Annotated in this window: 32 protein-coding genes and 1 tRNA gene; 8 read left to right on the top strand and 25 right to left on the bottom strand. The window is 65.9% G+C overall.

The window, feature by feature from the left end; translation table 11 throughout:
- Positions 1–16 precede the first annotated feature (16 nt).
- The 4 genes from trxA (PRN20_RS04160) to PRN20_RS04145 all read left to right on the top strand — a co-directional run bounded on the left by trxA (PRN20_RS04160) (position 17) and on the right by PRN20_RS04145 (position 3,183).
- On the top strand, positions 17–340 hold the full coding sequence (gene trxA / locus PRN20_RS04160) for a thioredoxin (protein WP_273955793.1): 324 nt from the start codon (positions 17–19) through the stop codon (positions 338–340).
- A 365-nt stretch (positions 341–705) separates the two neighbouring features.
- Positions 706–1,029, top strand: a complete 324-nt coding sequence (trxA, locus tag PRN20_RS04155) for a thioredoxin (protein WP_273955792.1) — start codon at positions 706–708, stop codon at positions 1,027–1,029.
- A 67-nt stretch (positions 1,030–1,096) separates the two neighbouring features.
- A complete protein-coding gene (locus tag PRN20_RS04150; RefSeq protein ID WP_273955791.1) occupies positions 1,097–2,749 on the top strand; it encodes a glycoside hydrolase family 3 protein in 1,653 nt (550 codons plus the stop codon).
- A gap of 59 nt (positions 2,750–2,808) precedes the next feature.
- Positions 2,809–3,183: a YciI family protein gene (locus tag PRN20_RS04145; RefSeq protein ID WP_273955790.1), complete on the top strand. Its 375-nt coding sequence runs from the start codon at positions 2,809–2,811 to the stop codon at positions 3,181–3,183.
- Here the strand turns inward: PRN20_RS04145 and PRN20_RS04140 are convergent, their stop codons facing one another.
- From PRN20_RS04140 to PRN20_RS04070, 15 genes are all read right to left on the bottom strand, one after another.
- The gene (locus PRN20_RS04140) at positions 3,184–4,506 is read right to left on the bottom strand and encodes a bifunctional folylpolyglutamate synthase/dihydrofolate synthase (RefSeq protein ID WP_273955789.1); all 1,323 of its coding nucleotides are present in this window, start codon (positions 4,504–4,506) and stop codon (positions 3,184–3,186) included.
- A gap of 57 nt (positions 4,507–4,563) precedes the next feature.
- The gene (gene accD / locus PRN20_RS04135; RefSeq protein ID WP_273955788.1) at positions 4,564–5,523 is read right to left on the bottom strand and encodes an acetyl-CoA carboxylase, carboxyltransferase subunit beta; all 960 of its coding nucleotides are present in this window, start codon (positions 5,521–5,523) and stop codon (positions 4,564–4,566) included.
- 145 nt (positions 5,524–5,668) lie between these two features.
- Complete coding sequence (locus tag PRN20_RS04130) at positions 5,669–5,890, bottom strand: type II toxin-antitoxin system HicB family antitoxin (protein WP_273955787.1); 222 nt, start codon at positions 5,888–5,890, stop codon at positions 5,669–5,671.
- Between the two features lie 28 nt (positions 5,891–5,918).
- Positions 5,919–6,128: a type II toxin-antitoxin system HicA family toxin gene (locus tag PRN20_RS04125; RefSeq protein WP_273955786.1), complete on the bottom strand. Its 210-nt coding sequence runs from the start codon at positions 6,126–6,128 to the stop codon at positions 5,919–5,921.
- A 2-nt stretch (positions 6,129–6,130) separates the two neighbouring features.
- Positions 6,131–6,961: a tryptophan synthase subunit alpha gene (gene trpA / locus PRN20_RS04120; RefSeq protein WP_273955785.1), complete on the bottom strand. Its 831-nt coding sequence runs from the start codon at positions 6,959–6,961 to the stop codon at positions 6,131–6,133.
- A complete protein-coding gene (gene trpB / locus PRN20_RS04115) occupies positions 6,961–8,181 on the bottom strand; it encodes a tryptophan synthase subunit beta (protein WP_273955784.1) in 1,221 nt (406 codons plus the stop codon). The genes trpA and trpB overlap by 1 nt, the downstream gene beginning before the upstream one ends.
- 12 nt (positions 8,182–8,193) lie before the next feature.
- Entirely contained in the window at positions 8,194–8,844 is a 651-nt protein-coding gene (locus tag PRN20_RS04110) for a phosphoribosylanthranilate isomerase (RefSeq protein ID WP_273955783.1), read from the bottom strand.
- Between the two features lie 12 nt (positions 8,845–8,856).
- Positions 8,857–9,210 (bottom strand): lipopolysaccharide assembly protein LapA domain-containing protein, encoded by a 354-nt coding sequence (locus PRN20_RS04105; protein WP_273955782.1) that lies wholly within the window; start codon positions 9,208–9,210, stop codon positions 8,857–8,859.
- A 15-nt stretch (positions 9,211–9,225) separates the two neighbouring features.
- Complete coding sequence (locus PRN20_RS04100; RefSeq protein ID WP_273955781.1) at positions 9,226–9,510, bottom strand: integration host factor subunit beta; 285 nt, start codon at positions 9,508–9,510, stop codon at positions 9,226–9,228.
- A 35-nt stretch (positions 9,511–9,545) separates the two neighbouring features.
- On the bottom strand, positions 9,546–10,493 hold the full coding sequence (gene sppA / locus PRN20_RS04095; RefSeq protein ID WP_273955780.1) for a signal peptide peptidase SppA: 948 nt from the start codon (positions 10,491–10,493) through the stop codon (positions 9,546–9,548).
- 61 nt (positions 10,494–10,554) lie between these two features.
- Positions 10,555–11,295, bottom strand: coding sequence for a Crp/Fnr family transcriptional regulator (locus PRN20_RS04090; RefSeq protein ID WP_273955779.1), 741 nt, complete (start codon positions 11,293–11,295; stop codon positions 10,555–10,557).
- Positions 11,296–11,302: 7 nt separating this feature from the next.
- A complete protein-coding gene (locus PRN20_RS04085; protein ID WP_273955778.1) occupies positions 11,303–11,536 on the bottom strand; it encodes a DUF6894 family protein in 234 nt (77 codons plus the stop codon).
- Positions 11,537–11,599: 63 nt separating this feature from the next.
- The gene (locus tag PRN20_RS04080) at positions 11,600–12,103 is read right to left on the bottom strand and encodes a GNAT family N-acetyltransferase (RefSeq protein WP_273955777.1); all 504 of its coding nucleotides are present in this window, start codon (positions 12,101–12,103) and stop codon (positions 11,600–11,602) included.
- An 86-nt stretch (positions 12,104–12,189) separates the two neighbouring features.
- A complete protein-coding gene (gene rpsA, locus PRN20_RS04075) occupies positions 12,190–13,887 on the bottom strand; it encodes a 30S ribosomal protein S1 (protein ID WP_273955776.1) in 1,698 nt (565 codons plus the stop codon).
- 172 nt (positions 13,888–14,059) lie between these two features.
- On the bottom strand, positions 14,060–14,698 hold the full coding sequence (locus tag PRN20_RS04070) for a (d)CMP kinase (protein WP_273955775.1): 639 nt from the start codon (positions 14,696–14,698) through the stop codon (positions 14,060–14,062).
- A gap of 181 nt (positions 14,699–14,879) precedes the next feature.
- Here PRN20_RS04070 and PRN20_RS04065 point away from each other — a divergent pair, with 181 nt between their 5' ends.
- Together PRN20_RS04065 and PRN20_RS04060 are read left to right on the top strand one after the other, a co-directional pair.
- On the top strand, positions 14,880–15,287 hold the full coding sequence (locus tag PRN20_RS04065; RefSeq protein ID WP_273955774.1) for a TIGR02300 family protein: 408 nt from the start codon (positions 14,880–14,882) through the stop codon (positions 15,285–15,287).
- A gap of 151 nt (positions 15,288–15,438) precedes the next feature.
- Positions 15,439–15,514, top strand: a tRNA-Ala gene (locus tag PRN20_RS04060).
- An 89-nt stretch (positions 15,515–15,603) separates the two neighbouring features.
- On the opposite strand, the gene PRN20_RS04055 is transcribed toward PRN20_RS04060, so the two are convergent.
- A complete protein-coding gene (locus PRN20_RS04055) occupies positions 15,604–16,344 on the bottom strand; it encodes a hypothetical protein (protein WP_273955773.1) in 741 nt (246 codons plus the stop codon).
- A 205-nt stretch (positions 16,345–16,549) separates the two neighbouring features.
- Here PRN20_RS04055 and PRN20_RS04050 point away from each other — a divergent pair, with 205 nt between their 5' ends.
- Complete coding sequence (locus tag PRN20_RS04050; protein WP_273955772.1) at positions 16,550–17,809, top strand: Hsp70 family protein; 1,260 nt, start codon at positions 16,550–16,552, stop codon at positions 17,807–17,809.
- 3 nt (positions 17,810–17,812) lie between these two features.
- On the opposite strand, the gene PRN20_RS04045 is transcribed toward PRN20_RS04050, so the two are convergent.
- From PRN20_RS04045 to PRN20_RS04010, 8 genes are all read right to left on the bottom strand, one after another.
- Complete coding sequence (locus PRN20_RS04045; protein WP_273955771.1) at positions 17,813–18,007, bottom strand: hypothetical protein; 195 nt, start codon at positions 18,005–18,007, stop codon at positions 17,813–17,815.
- A 138-nt stretch (positions 18,008–18,145) separates the two neighbouring features.
- On the bottom strand, positions 18,146–18,478 hold the full coding sequence (locus tag PRN20_RS04040; protein ID WP_273955770.1) for a cupin domain-containing protein: 333 nt from the start codon (positions 18,476–18,478) through the stop codon (positions 18,146–18,148).
- On the bottom strand, positions 18,475–19,887 hold the full coding sequence (gene uxaC / locus PRN20_RS04035) for a glucuronate isomerase (RefSeq protein ID WP_273955769.1): 1,413 nt from the start codon (positions 19,885–19,887) through the stop codon (positions 18,475–18,477). Before uxaC ends, PRN20_RS04040 begins: the two co-directional genes overlap by 4 nt.
- A gap of 101 nt (positions 19,888–19,988) precedes the next feature.
- A complete protein-coding gene (gene rlmN / locus PRN20_RS04030) occupies positions 19,989–21,026 on the bottom strand; it encodes a 23S rRNA (adenine(2503)-C(2))-methyltransferase RlmN (RefSeq protein ID WP_273955768.1) in 1,038 nt (345 codons plus the stop codon).
- 99 nt (positions 21,027–21,125) lie between these two features.
- Complete coding sequence (locus PRN20_RS04025) at positions 21,126–21,692, bottom strand: TetR/AcrR family transcriptional regulator (RefSeq protein WP_273955767.1); 567 nt, start codon at positions 21,690–21,692, stop codon at positions 21,126–21,128.
- 63 nt (positions 21,693–21,755) lie between these two features.
- The gene (locus tag PRN20_RS04020) at positions 21,756–22,253 is read right to left on the bottom strand and encodes an SRPBCC family protein (protein WP_273955766.1); all 498 of its coding nucleotides are present in this window, start codon (positions 22,251–22,253) and stop codon (positions 21,756–21,758) included.
- Positions 22,234–22,596 (bottom strand): ArsR/SmtB family transcription factor, encoded by a 363-nt coding sequence (locus tag PRN20_RS04015; protein ID WP_273955765.1) that lies wholly within the window; start codon positions 22,594–22,596, stop codon positions 22,234–22,236. Before PRN20_RS04015 ends, PRN20_RS04020 begins: the two co-directional genes overlap by 20 nt.
- Positions 22,597–22,695: 99 nt before the next feature.
- Entirely contained in the window at positions 22,696–23,673 is a 978-nt protein-coding gene (locus PRN20_RS04010; protein ID WP_273955764.1) for a helix-turn-helix transcriptional regulator, read from the bottom strand.
- An 88-nt stretch (positions 23,674–23,761) separates the two neighbouring features.
- On the opposite strand from PRN20_RS04010, the gene PRN20_RS04005 reads away from it, so the two are divergent.
- The gene (locus tag PRN20_RS04005; RefSeq protein WP_273955763.1) at positions 23,762–24,016 is read left to right on the top strand and encodes a hypothetical protein; all 255 of its coding nucleotides are present in this window, start codon (positions 23,762–23,764) and stop codon (positions 24,014–24,016) included.
- A 4-nt stretch (positions 24,017–24,020) separates the two neighbouring features.
- On the opposite strand, the gene PRN20_RS04000 is transcribed toward PRN20_RS04005, so the two are convergent.
- A complete protein-coding gene (locus tag PRN20_RS04000; protein ID WP_273955762.1) occupies positions 24,021–24,983 on the bottom strand; it encodes a complex I NDUFA9 subunit family protein in 963 nt (320 codons plus the stop codon).
- Positions 24,984–25,032: the final 49 nt, after the last annotated feature.

Raw genomic sequence — 25,032 nt, 5'->3', positions numbered from 1 at the left:
CCAAAAGGCAAACTCAATGACAACCCACGTTTCCGACGCCAACTTTGGCGAGGAAGTTCTGTCCTCGAAAGAGCCGGTGCTCGTAGACTTCTGGGCTGAGTGGTGTGGCCCGTGTCGTGCCATTGCCCCGGTCCTCGACGAGCTCTCCACCGAACTCGAAGGCAAGGTGAAGATCGTCAAGCTGAACGTCGATGAGAACCCGAACACCACCGTCAAGTACGGTGTCCGGTCGATCCCGACGATGATCCTGTTCAAGGACGGCGAAGCCGCCGACATGAAGATCGGCGCCGGCACCCCGAAGGCCGGCCTCGCCAAGTGGCTGGAGAGTCACGCCGCCTGAGGCGCGTATTTCTCGCCGGAACTCTCAAAAACGCCGCTGGCACTGCCGGCGGCGTTTTTCATTTGGCGGTGCATCGATCGAGCAAATCCGATCGCCGTCATGCCCGGGCTTGACCCGGGCACCGAGCGATATCGCGACATCCCATGGGTCCGCGGGTCCAGCCCGCGGATGACGACTGAGGGGGCAGATATCGACCGCGGGGGACGATGTGGCACCGGCGGCGCAAAGCGCGTCCCCTCTCCCCGCTGGGGAGAGGGTCAGGGTGAGGGGAAGTTCCTCAGCGCACGTGCTTATGAGAATGGCATTGCTTTCAATGCGCTGCGACTCCCTCTAGCGTCCATCGCCAATCAACGATGGAGGCCCGGATGGCCCAGCGCGTGAATGATGCGAATTTCGATGCCGAGGTCCTCGGCGCGAAGGGACCCGTGCTGGTGGATTTCTGGGCCGAATGGTGCCCGCCGTGCAAGGCCATGGACCCCATCCTCGACCAGCTTTCCGAGGAGCTGGCGGGCAGAGTGAAGATCGTCAAGCTCGACGTCGACGGCAATCCCTCGACGGTCGTCAAATACAACGTCCGCGCCATGCCGACACTGATCGTGTTCAAGGACGGCGAGCCGGCCGACTACAAGATCGGCGCCGGCCAGTCGCGCGTGCAGTTGATCAAGTGGCTCGATCAGTTCGCGGCGTGACCGCCAGCTGATTTCCCGCGACTTTCCAGCGCGATGGGGCATAGTGCCCGCCGCACTGGAGGAGCGCATGAATTTCGACCAACTCGCCAAAGCCCCGTTCAACCTCGATGCCGAGGCCATCGCCTGGGTCAAGTCGACCCTGGCGGGGCTGACGCCTGACGACAAGCTGAGGCAGCTGTTCAACCTGAGGATCGCGGGGAACAACCCCGCCGACCTCGACGCCGTCCGCGCCTTCCGCCCGGGCGGCATCACCCGGCACTCGGGCGCCGACATGGCCGCCGAGCGGGCGCTGATCGCCAGCCTCAATGCCGCCGCGCCCGTGCCGTTGCTCGTTTCGGCCGACCTCGAAGGCAGCCGCATGAGCCTTGCCGGCGGGGCCGAGATGCCCAACCCGCTGGCGCTCGCCGCGATCGACGACGTCGAGGTCACCGCAGAGGTGAGCCGCATCATGGCCGAGGAGGCCCGGGCGGTCGGCATCAACTGGAGCTTCACGCCCGTCCTCGACATCAATGCCGCCTTCCGCAGCGCCATCGTTGCGACCCGTGGCTTCGGCTCGGACGTGGCGACCATCGAGAAGCATGCCCTGACGCAGATGCGCGTGTTCCAGGAGCATGGCGTCGCCTCGGCGGTGAAGCACTGGCCGGGCGAAGGCTATGACGATCGCGACCAGCACCTCGTCACGACCATCAACCCGCTTTCCATGGACGAGTGGGAAGCGACGTTCGGCCGGCTCTATCGCGGCGCGGTCGAGGCCGGGGCGCTGTCCGTGATGTCGGGCCACATCGCGCTTCCCGCCTTTGTCAGGTCGATCGACCCCGCGGCCGGCATCGAGGCGTTCCGCCCGGCTTCACTGAGCCGCCTGCTCAACGAGGAACTGCTGCGCAAGCGCCTTGGCTTCAACGGGCTCATCGTCTCCGACGCTACCGCCATGGCCGGCATGGGCAGCTGGGCAAAGCGGAGCGAGACACTGCCCGAACTCGTCACAGCTGGTTGCGACGTGATCCTGTTCGCCAACAATCCCGAACAGGACCTCGGCTATGTGCGGAAAGCTGTCGAGGATGGCAGGCTGACGATGGAGCGCGTCGACGAGGCCATCGCCCGCCAGCTCGGGCTCAAGGCGGCGCTGGGGCTCCATCGCCCGGCGGCGGAAATCGGCGCCATCGCGACGGCGCAGAACCAGGCCTATGCCGAGGGTGTGGCCCAGCGGGCGCCGACCCAGGTCAAGGACACGCAGGACCTGCTGCCGCTCGATCCGAGGAAGCACCGGCGCGTGCTGGTCGTCTCGGGCGGGATCGTCTTCCCGTTCCTGCCGCACCCCCTGCCCTTCGCGCTGCCCGAAATGCTGCGCCAGCAGGGGTTCGAGGTGACCGAGTACACGCCGGACATGGAGGTCTCGCCGGAGCGGTTCGACCTGATGCTCTACCTCTTCGGCGACGAGACGCTGCTGACGCGGGGCCGGATCTTCCTCGACTGGCTCGCGCTCACCGGGCATTTCGGCAAAGCGATGCAACGCTACTGGCACGAGATCCCGACGGCGATGATCTCGTTCGGCTATCCCTACATGCTCTATGACGCGCCGCGCGTTCCGACCTACATCAACGCCTATTCGACCACCGAGACGATGCAGCGCGCTGTGGTGAACCTGCTGCTCGGCAAGGGGCAGTGGAACCGCAACAGCCCGGTCGACCCCTTCTGCGGGCTGGAAGACGCCCGCTACTGAGCGGGTGTCGATTCCGGCGCGGGCCGTTCGACCAGACAGGCAAACCAAGAGGAGATTCCATGCGCTTTGTCTGTCTGTACCGCATCGACCCCGAGCTGATCGGGAAGCTGACGGCCGAGGAACTCAAGGAGTTCGACCGGCAGAACCGTGACGACGACGCGGCGCTCATCGCGAGGGGGCACTATGTCAGCGCCCTGGCGCTGGCGGATGCCGCCGATGCCGTGGTGGTGCGCCGTCGCGCCGGCAAGGTGTCGTCGACCGATGGTCCCTACATCGAGACCAAGGAACAGCTTGGCGGCCTGCTGATCATCGAAGCCCGCGACCTCGCCGAGGCGGTGGAGATCGCCAAAAGCGGACCGATGGCCGACTATGGTAGCGTCGAGGTCCGGCCGGAGCTCAACGTTTCCTGGCAGCGCGAGCAGCAGAACCGCTGATCAGTTGGGCGGCGTGCCGTTCTGGTGGAGGACGTGACCGGCGAGGTAAAGCGAGCCGCCGAACACCACCCGCATGGGTTTGCCGGCCCTGGCGGCCTCGGCCAGCGCGTTGAGTATCGACGGCGCTGTCGATGCCTCGAGGCCGGCGTCCCGCGCCTGTTCGACGATCGTGGCGGCCGGGTGGGCATTGGGCTCACCCGGAATGGTGAGGGCAATCACCTGCTCGAGCATCCCGGCGAAGGGCGCGAGGAAATCGGCGGGCTTGCGCGTATTCATCAGGCCCATGATGAGGACCAGTGGCAGGGGCCGGCGCTCGTTCATTTCGCCGAGGGCGAGGGACAGGGCCGCGGCACCGTGGGCGTTGTGGCCGCCATCGATCCAGAGCTCCGATCCATCGGGCAACATCTGCAGCAGGGTGCCGTGGACGGGCTGCAGGCGGGCCGGCCAGACCACGTCGCGCAGGCCCCTGGCGATATCGGCTTCGGTCACCGGCAGGCCGAAATGCCGCGTTGCGGCGATGGCGAGGGCGGCGTTGTCGAACTGGTGCGGGCCGGCGAGCGCTGGGGGCGGCAGGTCGAGCAGGCCCTGCTCGTCCTGGTAGACCAGCCGGCCATCCTCGGCGCTGCCGTGGAAATCCTCGCCGGCGATCAGGGGCGTGATGCCCAGGCGCGCGGCCTCACGCACCAGCACCTCGCGGCCTTCTTCGCGCTGCTTGCCGAAGACGGCCAGCGAGCCGCGCTTCAGGATGCCGGCCTTTTCCCAGGCGATCTTGGACAGGCTGTCGCCGAGGAAATTCTGGTGGTCGTAGTCGACCGGCGTGATGATGGTGCCCAGCGGGCGCGTCACCACGTTGGATGCATCGAACCGCCCGCCCATGCCCGTCTCGAGCAGCAGGTAGTCCGCCTTCGCCTCGGCGAACAACTTGAGCGCGGCGGCAGTGGTGATTTCGAAGAAGGTGATGGGCTCGCCGCCGTTCGCCTGTTCGCAGAACTCCAGCGCCTGGTTGAGCTTGCGCGACGAGACCAGCTTGCCGGCCAGCCGGATGCGCTCGTTGAAGCGCACCAGGTGCGGCGAGGTCATGACGTGGACCTTCTTGCCCGAGGCTTCGAGGAAGGCACGCAGGTAGGCGAGCGTCGAGCCCTTGCCGTTGGTTCCAGCGACATGGATCACCGGCGGCAGGTGATCCTGCGGATTGCCGATCCGCTCGAGCAGACGCAACTCGCGGTCGAGCTTGAGGTCGATAAGCTTCGGGTGCAGCGCCAGGAGGCGCTTCAGGATGGCGTCAGTGCGGGACACGGGGACCAGATTCTCGAACAGGAGCATGGCGCGCTTCTAACACCCGATTCCCTGGTCAATGAAGACCCCGATGGCAGCTCGCCGCTACTCGGCGTGAGCCGCCTCGGGAACACCCATCAGGTCATCGCCGGCACTGGCGGCGATGGGCGTGGCGAGCCGGGCGGGTGCCGTCTCGCTGAGCTCGTCGCGCTGCGGCGCCTTGGTGAGGATGCCGACGATCGAGCCGATGGTCTCGCGCAGGTTGTGGCGGTGCACGACCATATCGACCATGCCGTGCTCGTAGAGATACTCCGAGCGCTGGAAGCCCTTGGGCAGCTTCTCGCGGATAGTCTGCTCGATGACGCGCGGGCCGGCAAAGCCGATCAACGCACCGGGCTCAGCCAGGTGCACGTCGCCCAGCATGGCATAGGACGCAGTGACGCCGCCGGTGGTGGGATTGGTGAACACCACGATGAATGGCAGGCCAGCCTCGCGCAGGCGCAGCACGGCAACCGTGGTACGCGGCATCTGCATCAGCGAGAGGATGCCTTCCTGCATGCGCGCGCCGCCCGAGGAGACGAACAGGATGAACGGGGTATGCCGTTCGGCGGCAGTCTCAAGCCCCGTCACGATGGCCGAGCCGGCGGCCATGCCGAGCGAGCCGCCCATGAAGTCGAAATCCTGCACGGCGACGGTAACGGGCTGCGCAAACAGCTCGCCCGTGGCGACCGTGATGGCATCGTCGGCGCCGGTCTTCAGGCGCTGTTCCTTCAGCCGGTCGACATAGCGCTTGCTGTCGCGGAACTTCAGCGGGTCCAGGGCCACCGACGGCAGCGGCACGGTGTCGTACTTGCCGTCATCGAGGAAGGTCGAAAGCCGGTCGGCGGCCTTGATCTTCATGTGATAGCCGGAGTTCGGCACGACCCACATGTTGGCTTCGAGATCGCGGTAGAACACCATCTCGCCAGACTCGGGGTCCTTGACCCACAGGTTCTCCGATCCGGTGTCCTTCGGCTTCAGAAAGGAGCGAATGCGGGGGCGGACGACGTTGTTGATCCAGTTCATAGCCTAGCCTGTTCACGTGGCCTGTAACCGCGCCTGCGGGCGCGCTCGGGGCCTATATGGTGATTGTGGCGAATGTTATCAGGATCAACGCCTGTGAGTAAGCTTCGGTGCCATCATTGGTAACCGGAATCCGGGGATAGCTTACTCACGCGATGGCGGCGACCCGGGAAGGCGCAGGGATGTCCCGATTGGCCTCGCGTGCGGCCTCCAGCCACATCTCGATGGCATCGCGCACGTTGGCGATCGCTTCTTCGGGCGTCTCACCATCGCTCATGCACCCGGGAAGGTCCGGGACGGTGGCCACGAACCCACCGCCATCGGCATCGCTGAGCGGCGAAATGATCACTGGGTAGGTGAGCTGGCTCATGACTTGGCCCTCACGCTCTCGACGAAGGTTACGAGCTTCCGGATATATACGGGTTTGACGGCCGCTTGAACGGCACGGTCAGAATCTCCGTCATCGCCGGATCCGAGATCTTGTAGTGCGAGCCACCGACGCGCAGCGGGTCGCTTGCGATTCCGAGTTCGCGGCAGACGGCCTCGATGTCGTTGATCGACCAGCCGGCGCGGGGTTTCTCCTTCATCCGCGCCAGCCGCTTGCTCATCGTCAGGCGGCGGCCTTGGCCCGCCTGACGCCGCTCGACAACCCCGCCACGAGCGTGGTCACCGCCGCAACCGTGCCGGCCGTGGCCTTACCGTTGTCGAGCGAACCGAGAACGGCGTTGCAGATGGCGGTGCCGACGACGACACCGTCGGAATCGCGGCCGATGGTGGCTGCGTCGTCGGCGGTCTTGATGCCGAAGCCGACGGCGATGGGCAGGTCGGTGTGGCCCTTGATGCGCTTGACCGCCTCGCCCACGGCGGCATGCGACTTGATGGTCGCGCCGGTAATGCCGGTCATCGAGACGTAGTAGACGAAGCCCGAGGTGTTCCTGAGCACGGCCGGCAGACGCTTGTCGTCGGTCGTGGGCGTGGTCAGGCGGATGAAGTTGATGCCGGCCGCGAGCGCCGGGATGCACAGCTCGTCATCTTCTTCGGGCGGCAGATCGACGACGATAAGGCCATCGACGCCGGCGGCCTTGGCGGCCTCGAGGAAGGCATCGACGCCGAAGATGTAGATGGGGTTGTAGTAGCCCATCAGCACGATCGGGGTGTCGTTGTCCTTCTTGCGGAAGGCCTCGACCATGGCGAGGGTCTTCTTCAGCGTCTGCCCCGCAGCGAGGGCGCGCTGGCCAGCGGCCTGGACGCCCGGCCCGTCCGCCATCGGGTCGGAAAAGGCCATGCCGAGCTCGATGATGTCGGCGCCGGCGGCAGGCAGTGCCTCAAGGATGGCCTGGCCGGTCGCGAGATCGGGATCGCCGGCCATGGTGAAGGTGACGAGCGCCGGACGGCCCTCGGCGGCGCACTTGGCGAAGCGGGCGGGGATACGGGTGGTCATTACTCATTCATCCCCAGATAGCGGCCGACACTCTCGACATCCTTGTCGCCACGGCCGGAGAGGCAGAGGACGATCGTCTCGTCCTTGCCCATGGTCGGCGCGACCTTCATCAGCTGTGCGAGGCCATGGGCGCTTTCGAGCGCCGGGATGATGCCCTCGAGCCTGGTGCAGAGTTGGAACGCGTCGAGCGCTTCCTTGTCGGTGATCGGCGCGTAGGTGACGCGCCTGGTGTCGTGCAGGTACGAGTGCTCCGGGCCGACGCCGGGATAGTCGAGGCCGGCCGAGATCGAGTGGCCCTCGAGGATCTGGCCGTCGGCGTCCTGCAGGAGATAGGTGCGGTTGCCGTGCAGCACGCCGGGGCGGCCGCCGGTCATCGACGCGGCATGGCCGTTCTCGACCTCGATGCCGTGGCCGCCGGCTTCGGCGCCATAGAGCTTCACCGAGGGATCGTCGAGGAAGGCGTGGAAGGTGCCAATCGCGTTGGAGCCACCGCCGACGCAGGCGACGACCGCGTCGGGCAGCTTGCCGTTCTCGGCCTGCATCTGCGCCTTGATCTCTTCGCCGATGATCGACTGGAAGTTGCGCACCATCTCCGGATAGGGGTGCGGGCCGGCGGCGGTGCCGATCAGGTAGTAGGTGGTGTCGACGTTGGTGACCCAGTCGCGCAGCGCCTCGTTCATGGCGTCCTTGAGGGTGCCGGCACCGGCGGTGACCGGACGGACCTCGGCGCCGAGCATCTTCATGCGCAGCACGTTCGGGTACTGACGTTCGACGTCGGTGGCGCCCATGAAGACGACGCAGGGCAGGTCGAACTTGGCGCAGACCGTCGCCGTCGCCACGCCATGCTGGCCGGCGCCGGTTTCGGCGATGATGCGGGTCTTGCCCATGCGCTTGGCCAAGAGGATCTGGCCGAGCGTGTTGTTGATCTTGTGCGAGCCGGTGTGGTTCAGCTCTTCGCGCTTGAAGTAGACCTTGGCGCCGCCCAGGTGCTCGGTCATCCGCTCGGCGAAGTAGAGCGGCGAGGGACGGCCGACATAGTGGGTGGCGAGGTGCTTGATCTCAGCCTGGAACTCGGGATCGACCTGCGCTTCGCGATAGGCCTTCTCGAGATCGAGGATCAGCGGCATCAGCGTTTCGGCGACGAAACGCCCGCCATAGAGCCCAAAGCGACCCTGCTCGTCGGGGCCGTTGCGAAGGGAATTGGCCCCGGTCGCGGTCACTGTGCTGAACTCCTACCCGTGTGCGGCTCGCGCCTGCTCGATGAAAGCCCGGATCAGCGCGGCGTCCTTGACGCCGGGCGCAGTTTCGACGCCGGAGGAAACATCGACGCCAAACGGCCTTACGGCCTTGATCGCCTCCCCCACCGTCTCGGGCGTGAGGCCTCCCGAAAGCATGAAGGACACGCTCGGGTCAAGCGACTTGAGCAGGCCCCAGTCGAACGGAACACCCAGCCCGCCGGGGCGCTCGGCGCCCTTTGGAGCCTTCGCGTCGAGCAGGATCCCGTCGGCAACCTCGGTGAAAGCGGCGACACTGCCGATATCGTCGGCGCTGCCGATGGAGACGGCCTTGAGGATGGCAATGCCGGCCTCGTCGCGGATCGCCTCGACGCGGTGCGGCGTCTCCGGGCCGTGGAGCTGGATCCAGTCGGGCGACAGCGCCGCCACTTCCATGACGGAGGAATTGTCCGGGTTGACGAGGACCACGCAGGTCTCGACACGTCCGCGGGCTGCAGAGATCAGCTCCTGCAGCGTTTCGAGGCTGACGTGGCGCGGGCTGCGCGCGAAATGCATGAAGCCGACGATGTCGGCACCTGACTCGATTGCGGCTTCGAGCAGAGCGGGGGTCTTGATGCCGCAGATCTTGACGATGAGGGGATCGGCCATGGGTGCTGGAGTTTAGTTGGTCTGAGCGAAATCTTGCGCGGCAAGCGTGACGGGTGATTCTGGCGAACGACGGGCAACTTCGAGTTCGCGATGAAGCCGTTCGGTTTCGCGCTTGAAGTGCCGTTCGTCGCGGCGGTGCGGACTCTGGGCGAACCAGGTGGCGATGCCACCGAGCAGCACGCCGATCAGGAGGACCGCAAAGAGCACGAGGAACAGCGGTACGCCAACGCCGGGCGAACTCAGCGCCTCGACGGGTGCGAGCGGATTGAAGTTGACGACCACCAGCTGGCGGTTGGCTAGCGCGAACACGATCAGAGCCGCACAGAGCGGCACGAGTACGAACCAGCCGACGATCCGTCTAAACATCTGAGAGACCAGACTTCATCCCGCGCGATTGATCCGCTCTCGGATTTCCTTGCCGGCCTTGAACTGGGGCACGTACTTCTCGCCCACGTCCACGGTCTCTCCGGTCCTCGGATTGCGGCCAACCCGCGCCGGCCGGTTCTTCACCGAGAAGGCGCCGAAGCCGCGAAGCTCGACCCGGTCACCCCGGGCCATCGCATCGCCGACCTCGTCGAGGATGGCGTTCACGATGTTCTCGATATCCCGCTGAAACAGATGCGGGTTCTCCTCGGCCAGTCGCTGCACGAGTTCGGACTTGATCATACCGCCCCCCGGCGCTTCCTAAAGGACGATGAACGTCACATCGATGGCTGAGCGTGCCAAAGGGAGACCAAACCGTCAAGCGACATCGCCTCATCGACGCTCGAACGTACCATCTGGGCTGCGCTTTGTCCCAACCAGCGGGTGATGCTGCCCAGCCCTGTATCGGGCCTGGGGAAGGCGTCGACGACCGGCAGGTCGGCCTTGATCGAGCGGTCCGACTCCAGCCAGGCGATGGCTTCGGCCTCGCCGCCGATGGCATCGATGAGCTTGAAGTCGAGGCCCTGGCGGCCCGTGACGATGCGCCCGTCGGAGAGCACCAGCGTCTGCGGGCGTGGGATGCCGCGGCGCTCGGAGACGATGTCGACGAACCACTCGAAGCTGTCATTGACCAGCGACTGGAGCGAGGCGCGGGCCTCGCCTTCCAGCGGCTCGTCGAGATCGGGCTCGGCCTTGAGCGGGCCGGTCTGCACCTTGTCGAGGTCGACGCCGATGGTGGAGAGGAGCTTGCCGGCATTGACGTGCTGGTAGAGCACGCCGATCGAGCCGACGATCGAGAGGCGGCGGGCATAGATGCGGTCGGTGCCGATCGCCGCCATGTAGGCCGCCGAGGCACCGAGCTCGTTGATCACCGAGACCACCGGTTTCTTGGCCCTGAGGGCACCAAGCGACTCGTAGAGCTCTTCGCCGCCGGCGGTCGTGCCGCCGGGCGAGTTGATGGCGACGATCACGGCCTTGACGCCGTCGTCCTCGGCCAACCGCTGCAGCGTCTTTACGCGCTCATGGTCGGAGGTGATGGTGCCGTTGATGGTGACGCGCGCGATGCGCTCGCCGGGACCGCCCTGCTCGAGGCTGAAGCGCCCGACGATGGCCAGCACGGCAGCCGCCATCGCGACGAAGAACAGCACCCGCCAGATGCGGCGCGAGCGGCGGAGCTTCCGGGTGGCAGCAATCTGGTGCGCGGATTCGGCCGAAAGGTCAGTCATTGGAGCCTCATGCCATGAGCTGGCCGAGGCGTAGCCGCGGCATGGGGCAATTGCAAGGAGGCTAGCGCGGCACGCGTTCGAGATGCAGGTAGCTGCCGTCGAACTGGCCCAACTCCTGGAGCATGTCCCAGTCGAGAATTTGGACGATGCCGTCCTGCCATTCGATTGCGCGCGTCCGGCGCAGGCGCTGCAGCGTCCGGTTGGTATGGACGATGGAGAGGCCCAGCGCATCGCCCAGCTGCGTCTGGGTGAGCGGCAGTGCGAAGCGGCCGCCTTCGGTGAGGCCGGCGATGCCCGCCTTCACGTATTGCTCGCAGAAGAGGTGGGCCATCTGCTCGTCGGCAGTGAGGCGACCCTTGGCCACCAGCCACTGGCGATGGATGGAGCCCTCGAGCAGGGTCAGCAGCCACAGCACCCTCGTCAGGTGCGGGAACTGCTCGGTTATGTGCTTGAGCTCGGCATGCGGAACCACGGCGATGGTGCAGCGGCTGATCGAGGCCACCGAGTGGTCCATGATCTTGAGCGGGAAGGAGTGCAGGTCGACGAAGTCGCCGGCGAGGTGCAGGCCAGTGATCTGGCGGCCGCCGTCCTCGACGGTGGAGTAGCGGGCGGTCATGCCGCTGAGCACCAGCGTGCTCACGGGGGGACGGTCGCCCTCGCGCGCGATGTCGGTCCCGGCCGCGATGACGCGGCGGTCGCCCATGGCCGACACCAGCGCCCGGTGTTCTTCGTCGCTGATCGTGTCGCGGGCGGCAATAGTGGCGAAGAATGGACGGAGTTCGTCCTCGGTGGGTTTGCTCATGCGGCTCCTAGTTCGTCCGGATGGAGGCGGAGGCGACAACCTCGACCGAGGCCCCATCGGGCTCGGTGCGGATCTCGATGGTCAGGGTAGCGTTCTCGCTGCGGCGGAAGACCTCGGCGGCCATATCGGCCAGCGCCTCCTGGGCCTCGCGCCGGGCATCGTCGAGCGAGGGTAGGTCCACACCCTCGCGGTCGCGGCTACGGTGGTCGTTCTCGATGATGTCGAAATAGTACCGAGGCATGGTGAGGCCCGCTCTGATCAATCGGAGAATGCGCCGGCAGCGGGGTCGTTCCCCGCGAGGTCGTCAGCCGAGGCGCTTGACCATGTAGCTGGCCGCGTCCTCGTAGCTCAGCAGCTTGGCGTAGAGCGCCTCGATCTCGACGGTCTCGAAGCCCTGGCGCTGCCAGAACGGGATCGAACCGGCGACGGCGACGAGCGTCATGGTGGGGTAGCCTTCGGCGCGGGCATGCTTGGTCAGCGCCTCGACGATGCGGGACGCGGCGCCGACGCGGCGGGCCACCGGCAGCAGGCAGAGATCGTGCAGGTAATAAGTGTCAGGCTCGGCCGGCAGGTGTTTGAGCAACGTGTTGAGCGGCGGCAGGGTGCCGTAGGTCCAGGGGTGGCTCAGCACGTAGCCGGCCGGCTTCTCGCCGACTTCGAGCAGGTAGCAGCCGTTGTGATAGAGGCTCAGCCGCTCGGCGAGCACTTCGGGCGCCTCGAAGAAATCGACATGCACGGTATCGGCTATGCCCTGCACGGCCGGCAGGTCATAGGCGGTCATGGTGCGCCAGGCGACATCTCTGAGCATTTCCGGCGATCCCCAAACGAAGGGCCCGCACCATAGCTGGTGCGAGCCCCGATTTCCGGCGCGCGGGCAGGTTACCCGCGGCAGGCTTACTTGTCGTCGCGGCCCTTGAGCGCGGCGCCCAGGATGTCGCCGAGCGAAGCGCCCGAGTCCGACGAACCATAAGCGGCCACGGCTTCCTTCTCCTCGGCGATTTCAAGCGCCTTGATGGAGAGCTGGATGCGCTGGGTCTTGCGATCGTACTGGGTGACGCGCGCGTCGACCTTCTCGCCCTTGGAGAAACGCTCCGGACGCTGGTCGTTGCGGTCACGCGACAGATCGGCTCGACGGATGAACGCGGTCATCTCGGTGTCCGCGATACGGACTTCGATGCCGCCGTCGTTCACTTCGGTCACGGTGCCGGTCACCACGGAACCCTTGCGGATGCCGTCGCCGCCGGTATCGGCAACTTCGCCGACTGCCAGCTGCTTGATGCCGAGCGAGATACGCTCCTTGTCGACATCGACGTCCAGCACCTTGGCCTGGACCACGTCGCCGCGGTTGTACTCGTCGAGTGCCTGCTCGCCCGGCTTCTGCCAGTCGAGGTCGGACAGGTGGACCATTCCGTCGACGTCGCCGTCGAGACCGATGAACAGACCGAACTCGGTCTTGTTCTTGACCTCGCCTTCGACCACCGAGCCGACCGGGTACTTGTCGGCGAAGGTTTCCCACGGATTGGCGAGGGTCTGCTTCAGGCCGAGCGAGATACGGCGCTTGTCGGGATCGACCTCGAGCACCATCACTTCCACTTCCTGCGAAGTGGAGACGATCTTGCCCGGGTGGACGTTCTTCTTGGTCCAGCTCATCTCGGAGACGTGGATCAGGCCTTCGATGCCCGGCTCCAGCTCGACGAACGCACCGTAGTCGGTGATGTTGGTCACGCGGCCGGTGAACTTGGCGCCGACCGGGTACTTGGACGCGATACCATCCCACGGATCGGCCTGGAGCTGCTTCATGCCCAGGCTGATGCGGTGGCTCTCGTGGTTGATGCGGACGATCTGGACCTTGATGGTCTCGCCGATCGACAGCACTTCCGACGGATGGTTGACGCGGCGCCACGCGATATCGGTGACGTGCAGCAGACCATCGATACCGCCGAGGTCGACGAACGCACCGTAGTCGGTGATGTTCTTGACCACGCCGTCGACGACCTGACCTTCCTCGAGCTGCTGGACGATCTCGGAGCGCTGCTCAGCGCGGCTTTCTTCGAGGATCGCACGACGCGACACGACGATGTTGCCGCGGCGCTTGTCCATCTTCAGGATCTGGAACGGCTGCGGCACGTTCATCAGCGGGCCGATGTCGCGGATCGGACGGATGTCCACCTGCGAACGCGGCAGGAAGGCCACGGCACCTTCGAGGTCGACGGTGAAACCACCCTTGACCTGGTTGAAGATGATGCCTTCGACGCGCTGGTTGGCGTTGTACATCTCTTCGAGCTTGACCCAGCTCTCTTCGCGGCGGGCCTTCTCGCGCGAGAGGACGGCCTCGCCGACGGCGTTCTCGACGCGGTCGACATAGACTTCGACTTCCGAGCCCACCTTGATGGTGCCGTCACGGCCGGCGGCGCCGAATTCCTTCAGCGCGATGCGGCCTTCGGTCTTCAGACCGACGTCGATGATGGCGAGATCCTTCTCGATCGCCACCACCTTGCCCTTGACGACGGTCCCTTCCAGGGGCTCGTTGTCGAGGAACGAGTCCAGGAGCATGGACTCGAAATCTTCCTTGGTCACAGTTTGAACTGCCAAGCTACTTCTCCAATCGCGCCCGGTGGCTGGTGTTGAGGGCTCGCTGCCATCGCCAATTCAAAATGGCGATCCGGTGCGCTGGCGCGCGAGCCAATGAAAGTCGTGATTGAGTTTCCGGTGCCGGCTCTTGGAACTTGCCGGTGGGGCACGCCGCAAGGGTTGGTTTTACAGCCTAGAGCTGCGCCTTGCGTGCCATGGCCCCGTCGACAATGGCGACGGCTGCGCGGAGTGCGGCCTCTATATCCAGAAGCGTCGTATCCAGCAAGTGGGCATCTGGCGCCGGGTAGAAACCGCCATTGGGGTTCGCCATGTCGCGGGCGTCCCTCTGTTCTATCTGGTGATAGAGAGTGTACCGGTCAACCTCGATACCACGCGCCTCGAGCTGGCGGGCCCGGCGCTCCATGCGGGCCTTGCTGTCGGCCTGGATGAAGAGCTTCACATCGGCGTCCGGCGCGATCGTGGTACCGATGTCGCGGCCATCGAGCACGGCGCCGCCCGGCTGGAGCGCGAACTGGCGCTGGAAATCGAACAGGGCCTTGCGGACGTCGGCAATCACCGCGACCTTGCTCGCGAGCACGCCGACCTCGGCCGTGGAGAGGGCCACAGGGTCGAGATGGCCTGTGTCGATGGTACGGGCCGCCGCGACCGCCGCCGCTTCGAAGCCAGGCTGATCCTCGAGGCTCGCCACGGCGCGGCCAACGGCGCGATAGAGCAGGCCCGTATCGAGCTGCGGCAGGCCATAATGGCGGGCCAGTCCCGCCGCCAGCGTCCCCTTGCCGGAAGCCGCCGGCCCATCCACCGCGATGATCATGCCCACTCCCCGTGACGGAGGCCTTTCGCTTCCCCTAGCATCGGGCCCGCCCGCCTGCCAGCGGGGCCGGCTTCACCCCCCGCGGATCGCGCGCATTTTGGGTTTGACAGGCCGAAACTTTCACCCTAACCGGACGTTTTCCCAGCGGGGGTAGCCCCCGCCTTTCCGAAGAGGCAAGCAATTGGCCCAGGACGAACGCGGTACGAAACGGGAAGACCCCGATACCGGCAAGAAGTTCTACGACCTCAACAAGGATCCGATCGTCTCGCCCTATACCGGCAAGTCCTATCCGCGCTCCTATTTCGACACCCTCACCACGACCCGCGTGAAGGCAGCGCCTGAGCGCGACGAGGAAGAGGAAGACGAGGAAGTGGAGGCGGAAGAAGCCGTCGAGCCGAACGCGCCCGAGACTGTGTCGCTCGAAGAAGCGGATGCTGAGGAAGCCGGCGAGGGCGAGGATATCCCCGATGTCGAGGATGTCGAGGACGTCGAGGATCTCGGCGAGGATGAAGACGTGTTCCTCGAAGAGGATGAAGACGAGGATGAAGACCTCGACTTCGATGTGGGCGGCGGCAACGACGAGCGCTGATATCCCCACAATCGCCCCGGTGTGAAAAAGCCGCTTGCAAGGAGCGGAGCACCTAGGTAGATAGCACCCGCGCTGCGACGGAAACGCCGCCGCGCAAATCCCAAAGCCCGGCTCGCCCGGGCATCCGGATGTGATCCACGTGATCGTTGATGGGGCCATAGCTCAGTTGGGAGAGCGCTTGAATGGCATTCAAGAGGTCGACGGTTCGATTCCGTTTGGCTCCACCAATTCCCGGACCGGCTGGTTAGCCGACCGACATAAAGCCGCCTCCGGGCGGCTTTTGTGTTTCCGGGACCCTCCCGGGCCGTGCGCCCCCTCAAGTCGGCCCCAATGGGGTATTCTGGGCCAACAGATCTTCTGTGATGCTTATTCCAACGTACTGCTCCCGCCCGGCAACCTGAATCGTCACGCCAGGTACGGGGTTCTCCTTGATCCATCCGAGCCGAGAGAGACCACCGAATGTGACCTCCTCCGTCGTGCGCTCGACATCGTAGGATCTGATGGAGATGCCCTTCGGCAGGTGATCCGGCAGGTACGCCTCTGCGCTGTGTGGATCGGAAGGATCCGGAAAGCTGACCAGTATGGGCTGAATGGAGCGCGGAACCCGGCACCTGTCGACAAACGCCCGGTCGACATCCCTTAGCCACTGCTCGACAGTCTGCCCTGTGCGACCAAGCCGCGGGACACCGCAAGCTTCCGAGACTAGGTTCCGATATCCCCCTAGGGGTTCAAGGCCTGGGTATATGAAGGTCACGAAGGTGAACCCTAGGCCCGGTACGAACACTCCCGGCGCTTCGCCGTAGCTGGCCTCGTGGATTGCCGCGTCGCGGCCAACGCCTCTCCCGATCACCCGCTTCTGGATGACACCTGTTGCGGAGACGTCGCCGGTGGGGGTGGCAAAGGTTATCGTTTGTCTCAGGGTAAGCAGCAGACTTGATCGTCCCCCTGCACCGGATGAACTCCACAAGGCCAGCGTTACTCCCAGCGCGATCAGGAAAGTGAGAAAGCCGACGCGCCCCCTACCAAGCACGACACACGTTCCATACTGGCTCGACATCTTGCGTCCTCGCCCAGCGGTAAGCCCTGGAACCGGGCATATCACGGGAAGTATCAACGGGGTGCTGTGAGGGACCGCGGTCCTGCTCCGCCCTCATGTTGGCCGGTTTCGGGGGCCCAGGCCTCGACAGCGGCGACCGGACCGCCTATATGGCCCGCCCGCTCACCCCCAGGGCGAGACCATCCATCGACGCGGAGAATTGGAAATGGCGCGCACCCATTGCGGCATGGATTTCGGCACTTCCAATTCGACGGTTGCCGCGGCCGGCGGCAACAAGCCTCCGCAGCTGCTGCCGCTCGAGGATGGCAAGCCCACCATTCCGACCGCGATCTTCTTTTCGTTCGAGGAGGACCGCACCTTTTTCGGCCGCCGCGCGGTGAGCGAATACGTGACAGGTGCCGACGGACGGCTGATGCGCTCGATCAAGAGCGTGCTGGGCACATCGCTGTTCAAGGACACGACGCGGGTCAAGCGCGAGGCGCTGAGCTTTTCCGATATCGTCGGGCGGTTCGTCGCGGAGCTGAAGCACCGGTCGGAAGCGACGCTCGGGCATGAGATCGACCAGATCGTGTGTGGCCGTCCCGTCCGCTTCGTCGACGATGACGACGCGGCGGATGCCGAGGCGCAGGCCCAGCTCGAGGGCGCCGTCCGCGCCCAGGGCTACCGGCATGTCGAGTTCCAGTTCGAGCCTATCGCCGCAGCGCTCGACTATGAGCAGCAGGTGACCGGCGAGGAACTGGGCCTTGTCGCCGATATCGGCGGCGGCACGTCGGACTTCACGGTCATTCGCGTTTCGCCTGAGCGCGCCAAGGCCCGGGACCGCAAGGCGGACATCCTCGCGACGGCTGGCGTCCACATCGGGGGCACCGATTTCGACCGGCTGCTGTCGCTCAAGAAGGTGATGCCGCTGATGGGCTATGGCACCGAGACGGCGGACGGCAAGCGCCCGCTGCCTTCGGCGCCCTATTACGACCTCGCCACCTGGCACCGCATCAACCGGCTCTACAATGCCAAGGTGATGGCCGAGCTGCACGAGACCGAACGCGAGGCGCAGTTCCCCGATCTCGTCTCGATGCTCGTGGCGCTGGTCGAGGACCGGCAGGGCCATCGACTCGCCGGCCGGGTCGAAGAGACCAAGATCGCGCTCAGCGCCGCGCCGCAGACGGACTTCCGGTTCGTCACCCGCGACGTGCGGCTCGAAACCCCGGTCACTGCTGATGAGCTCGATGCGGCGCTGGGCAACGCGGTCGATTCCATCGCCCGGTCCATCGGGCGCACGCTCGAGGCGGCCGGTATCTCCAGCGATCGCATCGACACGCTGATTCTCACAGGCGGTTCGACCCGCGTTCCGGCAGTGGCGCGGGTGTTGCGCGGGCTGTTTCCCGCGGCCAAGGCGGTCGAGACCGATGCGTTCGGCAGCGTGGGGCTGGGACTTGCGATCGACGCCGCGCGCCGCTTCGGCTGAGCCTCAGGCGGTCTCGAGAGCCCGGCAGTAGACGTCGACGAGTTCCTGAGCACGCTTCAGCGCGACGATGTGCCCTTCGCGGAGGCGAGCCGTAGCCTTGGTCGGAAGCACGACTCCCGTCGCCGCCTCGACCAGCACGGCATGCCATATCGCACCGCATGAAATGCGGATCGTGTAGCCGCGATAGCTCTCGTCCACTTGCCGTCCCCTGGAAGTGCGCCCGCGTCGCAAATGCAGTTCCGTGTGATAGGTTCCACTCGCTCAATGGCTTTCCGATGGCAACCGAGCGGGCGTGTGGATTGTGTGGACAAGGCCAATCGTGATCGGCCCTGAATCCTAGAGGAAATCGTCGCGGCGCGGCGTGAAGCTGTCGATGAGTTTGCCCGCTTCGAGCGCCTTGACGCCGTGGACGAGGCCCGAGGGGACGATATAGGCCCCACCGGCGGCGATGGTCTCGGTGACCCCGTCGATCGTCACCTCGAACACGCCCTCGGCCACGTAGCTGGTCTGCAGGTGCGGGTGGGAATGCAGGGCGCCGATCCCGCCCTTGTCGAAGGTGAACTCGACCAGCATCAGCTCGGGCAGGTCGAGGATTACACGGCGGGTGGAGCCATCGAGCCGGGTGACCTTGCCATCGGTGGGCTGGGCGAAAACCCTGGGGGTGCTCATAGCTTGTAGGCCTTCCTGACGAGGTTGTAGGCGAGGTCGCGCGCCACTTCGTGGGCCTCGTCCTCATCGAGGCGGTGCTCGGTGACAAGGCGGGCGAGGAAGGCGCAGTCGACGCGGCGGGCAACGTCATGGCGCGCCGGGATCGAGGGGAAGGCGCGCGTGTCGTCGTTGAAGCCGACGGTGTTATAGAAGCCGGCCGTCTCGGTCGCCATCTCGCGGAAGCGTCGCATGCCCTCGGGGCTGTCGTGGAACCACCAGGGCGGCCCCAGCTTCAGCGAGGGATAGACGCCGGCGAGCGGAGCGAGTTCGCGCGCATAGACGCTCTCGTCGAGGGTGAAGAGAATGATCGAGAGGCGCGGGTCGGTGCCGACGGCGTCGAGCAGCGGCTTCAGGGCGCCGACATAGTCGGTGCGCGAGGGGATGTCGAAACCCTTGTCGCGGCCGAACTTCGCCAGCATCGACGGCGAGTGGTTGCGCCAGGAGCCCGGGTGGATCTGCAGCACCAGCCCGTCATCGACGGACATGCGAGCCATCTCGGTCAGCATCTGGGCGCGGAACAGGGCGCGCTCGCGGCTGTCGGCCTTTCCGGTCCGCACCTTGTCGAAGAGCTGGCCGGCTTCCTTGGGGTTGAGATTGGCCGTTTCAGCCGTCGGGTGGCCGTGATCGGACGAGGTCGCCCCGAACTCCTTGAAGTAAGCGCGGCGCTTGCGGTGAGCCTCGAGATAGCCGGTCCAGTGACCGGTATCCTCGCCGGTCAGCTCGCCGAGCCGGTCGAGGTTCTGGGCAAAGCCGGCGAAATCGGGATCGACCACGGCGTCGGGCCTGTAGGCCGGCACCACCCTGCCCTTCCAGCCGCTGTCCTTGATCATCCGGTGCCACTTGAGCTCGTCGGTCGCCGCGTCGGTGGTCGAGATGACCTCGAGGTTGAAGCGCTCGAACAGGGCGCGCGGCCGGTAGTCGTCGCGCTGCAGGAGTTCGGCAATCCGGTCGTAGACGGCGTCGGCATTGGCCTCGATGAGCCGCTCCTCGATGCCGAACAGCGTTGTGAGGGTGTGGTCGAGCCACATGCGGGTCGGGGTGCCGCGGAAGAGGTAGTAGTTCTTGGCAAAGAGCCGCCAGATCTTCCGCCCGTCGGTCTCGACGGCGCTGCCGTCCGTCGTCGGCACGCCCAGGTCTTCGAGGCGCACGCCCTGGCTGAACAGCATGCGGAAGACATAGTGATCGGGGACGATCAGCAGTTGCGCCGGGTCGGGGAAATGCTCGTTCTCGGCATACCAGCGCGGCTCGGTATGGCCATGCGGCGAGACCAGCGGCAGGTCCCTGATGCCGGCATAGAGCGCCCGCGCGATGCCGCGCGCCTTCGGCTCGGCATCGAACAGCCGATCATCGTCGAGATATGCCGCAGCCACTCCCCACCCTCCGAACCAGTTGGTTACTTAGTGTTTCGCGCACCATAGGAAGCGGTGGCTGTCACTGTCCAGCCGTTCATGAGCAGGATTCTGAAGGTCGCTCAAGCCGCCCTTGCCACCGGTACGCCCTTGAGATCGCGCAGCCAGAGCTGGCCGCAAGCGGCGTCGATGCGGTTGCCCTGGGTGTCGCGGACGACGACGGGAATGCCGGCGCGTTTGAGGCCGCGGCGGAACTGCGTGAGGCGGTGGTCGGAGACGCGCGAGAACCCGAGCCCATCCACCTCGTTCCAGCGCATGAGGTTGAGGCGGGCCGGCGTACCGCGGAACATGGCGACGAGCCGGGCGAGATCGGCATCGGTGTCATTGATGCCGGGCAGCAGCAGGTAGACGAAGGTGACGATGCGGCTGTGGCGATGGGCCCAACTCAGCGCCCCGGCGACGACGTCGGCAATCGCGTGCTTCCGCGTCCCCGGAATCAGGCGCGAGCGGACCTCGTCTGTCGTGGCGTGGAGCGAGATCGTGAGATTGAGCCCCAGATGCTCCTCACGCAGCGCCTTCATCCCCTTGGGGATGCCGATGGTCGAGACGGTGATGCCGGTCGTCGGGAAATCGAGGCCGCGGCGATCGCGCAGGATGCGGATCGCGCCGAGCACGTTGTCATAGTTGTTGAGCGGCTCGCCGATGCCCATGAAGACGATGCGGTTTACCTTCGGCCCGAGCCGCACCACCTGCTCGACGATCTCGCCCGGCGTCAGGTTGCGCATCAGCCCGGCCTGTCCTGAGGCACAGAAGCGGCAGGCGAAGGCGCAGCCCACCTGCGAGGAGATGCAGGCCGTGTAGCCGTCCTGACGGCGGATCAGCACCGACTCGATGGCGTAGCCGTCGCGCAGCCCGAACAGGTGCTTTTCCGAGGTGCCACCGAACTGGCGGTCGCGGCGCGTCAGGGCGCGCAGGGCGACGCCCCGCGCCTCGGCCCAACGGCGCAGGGACTTGGGCAGATCTTCATGCGGCACGAAGAGGTCGCGGTAGGCCACCTGCGGTCCGGGCCGCCGGTTCAACTCATCGAAGCGATCGTAGCTCAGGTCGAGGGCGAATGATGGTTCGGTCCCGGGAGCGCCGGGATGCGGTCGATGCGACATGATCGGGATCCTTGGTCCCGAATTTTATAACTTACACGTCAGTTATAAATCAAGGCCGCGCGCTGATACGGCCAGCGGACGCTGTCTGGACCCGTCGGGCTACTCCAGTCGCTCGTCCGGATAGAGCCGCTCGATCAGCTTGCGCGTCTCGGCTTCGGTATAGGCAGCAAGCCCGCCCTGGCGCTCGACCAGCCAGATCATGCAGGAGCCCTGGATCACGGCCTGGATGAGCGCCGCCGCATCGGCGCGGCCCGCACCGTCGGGCAGGCGCTCGTAGATGGCGCCACGGACCATCTCGTTGCGCTCGCGCGCCAGCCGGCTCAGTTCGGGGTCGGTGAGGTCGCTCCAGGCGAGCAGCAGGTAACCGGAGAACCCCTCGCCGGTGCCCATGCCTGCGATCAGGTCGCGGAGCATGGCCCAGAGCGGGATGATCCCCCGGTCGCGCGGCGCGGCAACGAAATAGTCCCGCACCTCCTGCGTGGAGCGCTCCATGGTCTTGACGTGCAGCGTGCGCTTGTCGGTGAAGCGCTGGATGAGCGCAGCGCGGCTCAGCCCCACGGCCGTGGCGACATCGCTCAGGGTGAAGCGGTCAGGCCCGAGCCGCAGCATGGCGGCGTGGGTGGCATCAAGGACTTCGGCGTCGGAAACGAGCTTGGGGCGCGGCATCCCCGTTGGTAACCGGCGCGGCGGTTACTTGCCAGATGCGAGGCGGCATGGCCGCGCCGATAGTCAGGACAAATCGGCGAGAAGCCCGTCCAGCTGCTCGAACTGTTCGTCGTACCCGGCAACGCTGCCCGAGGCGATGGCCGCATCAAGCGCCGCGTCGGAGGGATAGCGGTCGCTGATGACCAGCAGTGTCCTGCCGTCCTTTTCCTCGAAGGTGACCGTGGTCACCGATCCGTCCTCGCTTTCCTCGTTGGTCCAGACGATGCGGCTGTCTGGCACCACCTCGAGATAGCGGCCGAAAAAGGCCACCGGCTGGTCCGAGCCCGGCACTCCGAACTCGAAGCGGTAGGTTCCGCCCGTGCGCACATCGACCTCGCACGAGACGAGAGTGATGCCGAGCGATTTCGGGGCCCACCAGCGCTTCAGCAGCTCGGGCGTCGTCCAGGCCTTGAACACGAGCCGCGCCGGGCCGTCGAACGTCCGGGTGACGACGAGCTCGCACCCGGAGGTCCGTTCCGTCGTCGTTTCGTTTTTGGTGGCTTCACTCACTTGCACGTCCATCGGTCTGCTCCTCGCGCTTCAGCTCTTCGACGATCTGGTCCAACTCGTCGAATCGAGCGGCCCACCGCCGGCGATAGTTTTCGATCCAGATCATTTCATCCTCCAGCCGGTAGGCACCGAGCCGGCAGGTGCGGACCCGGCCGACCTTTTCGGTGACGACGAACCCCGCCTGCTCCAGCACGCTCACGTGCTTCTTCATGCCCGTTAGGGTCATATGGAATCTGTCGGCGAGCTCGGTGATCGAGGCGTCGGAGCGCCCGAGCTGCTCCAGGACGCCACGGCGCGTGGCGTCCGAAAGCGCGGCGAACGAGGCATCGAAGCGGGCGTTATGAAACTGAACCATACAGTTCAGTATATAGCCAGGAGCAGGTGAAGCGCAAGTCGGTTCATGCGCCCGGCGCGGCTCAGGCGAGCTTGCCGCCGGTTCGACAACCTGGGAGGGCTACTTGCCGGATAAGAGGCCGTAGAGCCGCGCCATCTTCTCGATATTGCCGACCACGCGGGCGCGGAGCTCCGGCGGGCCCAGCACCTCCACGTCGTTGCCGATCTTGCTGAACTCGTGGCTGGCCCAGCCGACTTCCTCGATCGGCACGTCGAACTCGCACCAGCCGGCGGCATCGGGCGCGAGCGTCAGGGCCTCGATGGCGTGCTTCACCGTGTCGCTCAGGTCCTTGAGCTTGCGAACTCCCGACGCGGTGGCCCGCACCCGGGCGATACCGACATAGATGTCGCGCTCGAACTGCCTGGTCGACTCGGCCCAGTGGCGGGGCAGGTCGAAGTCCTTGGGGCGCGTGAAGGTCTCGCCGGTCGGGCCGAGCGCCTGGATCTGCGAGAGCCGGTAGGTGCGGGCATTGCCCTCGCGCTGCGCCACGACGTACCAGACGCCCCCCTTCAGCACGAGGCCGAGCGGCTCGATGACCCGATCCTTCACGTCCTTCCAGCTCTCGTAGCGGATGGCGATCCGGGTTTCGCTCCACACCGCCTCGGCGACGAGCTTGAGGAATTCCGGCTTGTGCCCGGGCTGGAACCAGCCGCGCGGATCGAGGTGGAAGCGCGAACTCATGCGCCGCGCCTCGGCCTGCCAGTCGGCCGGCAGGGCCGCGAGGAGCTTCAGTTCGGCCTGAGCCGCCTCCTCGCCGAGGCCGAGCTCCCCAGCCGGTCCGGGCAGGCCGGAAAAGAACAGCGCCCGGGCCTCGGGCGCGGTCAGCCCGTTGAGCCGGGTTTTCCAGCCATCGAGCAGCGCGAAGCCGCCATTGCGACCGGTTTCGGCATAGACCGGCACGCCCGCCGCGCTCAGTTGGTCGATGTCGCGATAGACAGTGCGGACCGAGACCTCGAGTTCCTCGGCCAGCGTCTCGGCACTGGTCCGCCCCCGGGTCTGGAGGATCATCAGGATGGTGAGAAGTCGGCTTGCTCGCATGAGTTCTTCTCTACACCACCAACCCTGACAACAGATGTCAGTGTAACTGCAATAGAGTCGCTTCGACAACGAGACGAGGAGAAGCGCGATGACGTTCGAGCGAGTGAAGGGCAGTGAAACGGATCGGCACGCCGCCAGGGCGCGGCGCCAGCCAGCTCCCGGTAGGCAGTCTCATGCAGCAGGACCGACGAAGAGCCTCGGCTGGTTCCGCCTGTTCATGCTGCGCCACCAAGCCAATGCCATGCTGCGCCGGACCTTGCGGCCGCCGCAGCGCATCGGGCTGGACGGGCTGTCGCCGCACCTGCTCATGGATCTCGGCCTGCCGCCCGACTGGCGGTCGTGACGGCTCAGGCCGTCTGCCGGTCGAACTGGCCGTTCTTCATGAAACGCCACAGATAGCTGGGCAGGATCGCATCCATCGCCGTCGGCGTGATGCCGAAGGCCGCCAGCGTGCGCTTTTCGCGCTGCGCAGCCTCGGAAACGATGGAGTCGGCCTGCAGCTGGTCGACCTGATCGGTCGTGATCAGCGGGTTGGGCAGGAACGAGATCGGCAAAGCCATCAGCTTGGCGATGCCCGCGGGCAGCGGCACAGTCAGGTTGGTGCGGCCGGTCTCGGCGATCACACGCTCCACCAGTTCCTGATGGGTCGCCGTCTCGGGGCCACCAATCTCATAGATCCGGCCATCCTTCACGGCGCCCTCGGCCGCCGCGACGATCGCCTGTGCCACGTCGCCCACATAGATGGGCTGGAAGCGCGACTTGGCGCCGATCACCGGCACGACGGGCAGCATGCGCGCCAGCATGCCGTAGCGGTTGAAGAAGCTGTCGTCGGGACCGAACACGACCGAGGGGCGAATCACCACGGCCGACGGGAAGGCCGCGAGCACGTCGGCCTCGCCGAGGGCCTTGGAGCGGGCGTAGAGGCTGGGTGCCTCGAGATCGGCGCCGAGCGCCGAGAGATGAACGAGACTGCCGGCCTTCAGCGCCTTGGCCGCCTCGGCCACGTTGCGCGCGCCCGCGGCGTGCACGGCGCGGAAGCGCTGCTTGCCGCGCTCATAGCCGATGCCGACGAGGTTGATGACGATCGAAGCGCCGCGGACAGCGCGCTCGACCGAGCCGCGGTCGCGGACATTGGCCTGGATAGGCAGCACCTGGCCGACGAAGCCGAGCGGCTTCACGTGGCCAGCGAGGTCGGGCCGGCGCACGGCGACGCGGACGCGGTAGCCTTTGGTGGCGAGCAACTGCACCACCTGCGTGCCGATGAAACCGGCCCCACCGAAAACGGTGACGAGGGTGTTCGACAACTCCATGCCACTAGGCTCCTAAAGGCGAACTCGAATGAGCCGCTTCTAGCGCGCA

Origin of the sequence: Devosia sp. ZB163, from assembly GCF_028613635.1 — a bacterium.
Classification (GTDB): domain Bacteria; phylum Pseudomonadota; class Alphaproteobacteria; order Rhizobiales; family Devosiaceae; genus Devosia_A.
This window is presented reverse-complemented; position numbering and strand designations above follow the sequence as displayed.

Excerpts from the sequence above, each read along its gene's own strand:
- trxA (WP_273955793.1), top strand. The coding sequence starts at position 17 with ATGACAACCCACGTTTCCGACGCCAACTTTGGCGAGGAAGTTCTGTCC.
- trxA (WP_273955792.1), top strand. The coding sequence starts at position 706 with ATGGCCCAGCGCGTGAATGATGCGAATTTCGATGCCGAGGTCCTCGGC.
- PRN20_RS04150 (WP_273955791.1), top strand. The coding sequence starts at position 1,097 with ATGAATTTCGACCAACTCGCCAAAGCCCCGTTCAACCTCGATGCCGAG.
- PRN20_RS04145 (WP_273955790.1), top strand. The coding sequence starts at position 2,809 with ATGCGCTTTGTCTGTCTGTACCGCATCGACCCCGAGCTGATCGGGAAG.
- PRN20_RS04140 (WP_273955789.1), bottom strand. The coding sequence starts at position 4,506 with ATGCTCCTGTTCGAGAATCTGGTCCCCGTGTCCCGCACTGACGCCATC.
- accD (WP_273955788.1), bottom strand. The coding sequence starts at position 5,523 with ATGAACTGGATCAACAACGTCGTCCGCCCCCGCATTCGCTCCTTTCTG.
- PRN20_RS04130 (WP_273955787.1), bottom strand. The coding sequence starts at position 5,890 with ATGAGCCAGCTCACCTACCCAGTGATCATTTCGCCGCTCAGCGATGCC.
- PRN20_RS04125 (WP_273955786.1), bottom strand. The coding sequence starts at position 6,128 with ATGAGCAAGCGGCTGGCGCGGATGAAGGAGAAACCCCGCGCCGGCTGG.
- trpA (WP_273955785.1), bottom strand. The coding sequence starts at position 6,961 with ATGACCACCCGTATCCCCGCCCGCTTCGCCAAGTGCGCCGCCGAGGGC.
- PRN20_RS04110 (WP_273955783.1), bottom strand. The coding sequence starts at position 8,844 with ATGGCCGATCCCCTCATCGTCAAGATCTGCGGCATCAAGACCCCCGCT.
- PRN20_RS04105 (WP_273955782.1), bottom strand. The coding sequence starts at position 9,210 with ATGTTTAGACGGATCGTCGGCTGGTTCGTACTCGTGCCGCTCTGTGCG.
- PRN20_RS04100 (WP_273955781.1), bottom strand. The coding sequence starts at position 9,510 with ATGATCAAGTCCGAACTCGTGCAGCGACTGGCCGAGGAGAACCCGCAT.
- sppA (WP_273955780.1), bottom strand. The coding sequence starts at position 10,493 with ATGACTGACCTTTCGGCCGAATCCGCGCACCAGATTGCTGCCACCCGG.
- PRN20_RS04090 (WP_273955779.1), bottom strand. The coding sequence starts at position 11,295 with ATGAGCAAACCCACCGAGGACGAACTCCGTCCATTCTTCGCCACTATT.
- PRN20_RS04085 (WP_273955778.1), bottom strand. The coding sequence starts at position 11,536 with ATGCCTCGGTACTATTTCGACATCATCGAGAACGACCACCGTAGCCGC.
- PRN20_RS04080 (WP_273955777.1), bottom strand. The coding sequence starts at position 12,103 with ATGCTCAGAGATGTCGCCTGGCGCACCATGACCGCCTATGACCTGCCG.
- PRN20_RS04070 (WP_273955775.1), bottom strand. The coding sequence starts at position 14,698 with ATGATCATCGCGGTGGATGGGCCGGCGGCTTCCGGCAAGGGGACGCTG.
- PRN20_RS04055 (WP_273955773.1), bottom strand. The coding sequence starts at position 16,344 with ATGTCGAGCCAGTATGGAACGTGTGTCGTGCTTGGTAGGGGGCGCGTC.
- PRN20_RS04050 (WP_273955772.1), top strand. The coding sequence starts at position 16,550 with ATGGCGCGCACCCATTGCGGCATGGATTTCGGCACTTCCAATTCGACG.
- PRN20_RS04040 (WP_273955770.1), bottom strand. The coding sequence starts at position 18,478 with ATGAGCACCCCCAGGGTTTTCGCCCAGCCCACCGATGGCAAGGTCACC.
- rlmN (WP_273955768.1), bottom strand. The coding sequence starts at position 21,026 with ATGTCGCATCGACCGCATCCCGGCGCTCCCGGGACCGAACCATCATTC.
- PRN20_RS04025 (WP_273955767.1), bottom strand. The coding sequence starts at position 21,692 with ATGCCGCGCCCCAAGCTCGTTTCCGACGCCGAAGTCCTTGATGCCACC.
- PRN20_RS04020 (WP_273955766.1), bottom strand. The coding sequence starts at position 22,253 with ATGGACGTGCAAGTGAGTGAAGCCACCAAAAACGAAACGACGACGGAA.
- PRN20_RS04015 (WP_273955765.1), bottom strand. The coding sequence starts at position 22,596 with ATGGTTCAGTTTCATAACGCCCGCTTCGATGCCTCGTTCGCCGCGCTT.
- PRN20_RS04010 (WP_273955764.1), bottom strand. The coding sequence starts at position 23,673 with ATGCGAGCAAGCCGACTTCTCACCATCCTGATGATCCTCCAGACCCGG.
- PRN20_RS04005 (WP_273955763.1), top strand. The coding sequence starts at position 23,762 with ATGACGTTCGAGCGAGTGAAGGGCAGTGAAACGGATCGGCACGCCGCC.
- PRN20_RS04000 (WP_273955762.1), bottom strand. The coding sequence starts at position 24,983 with ATGGAGTTGTCGAACACCCTCGTCACCGTTTTCGGTGGGGCCGGTTTC.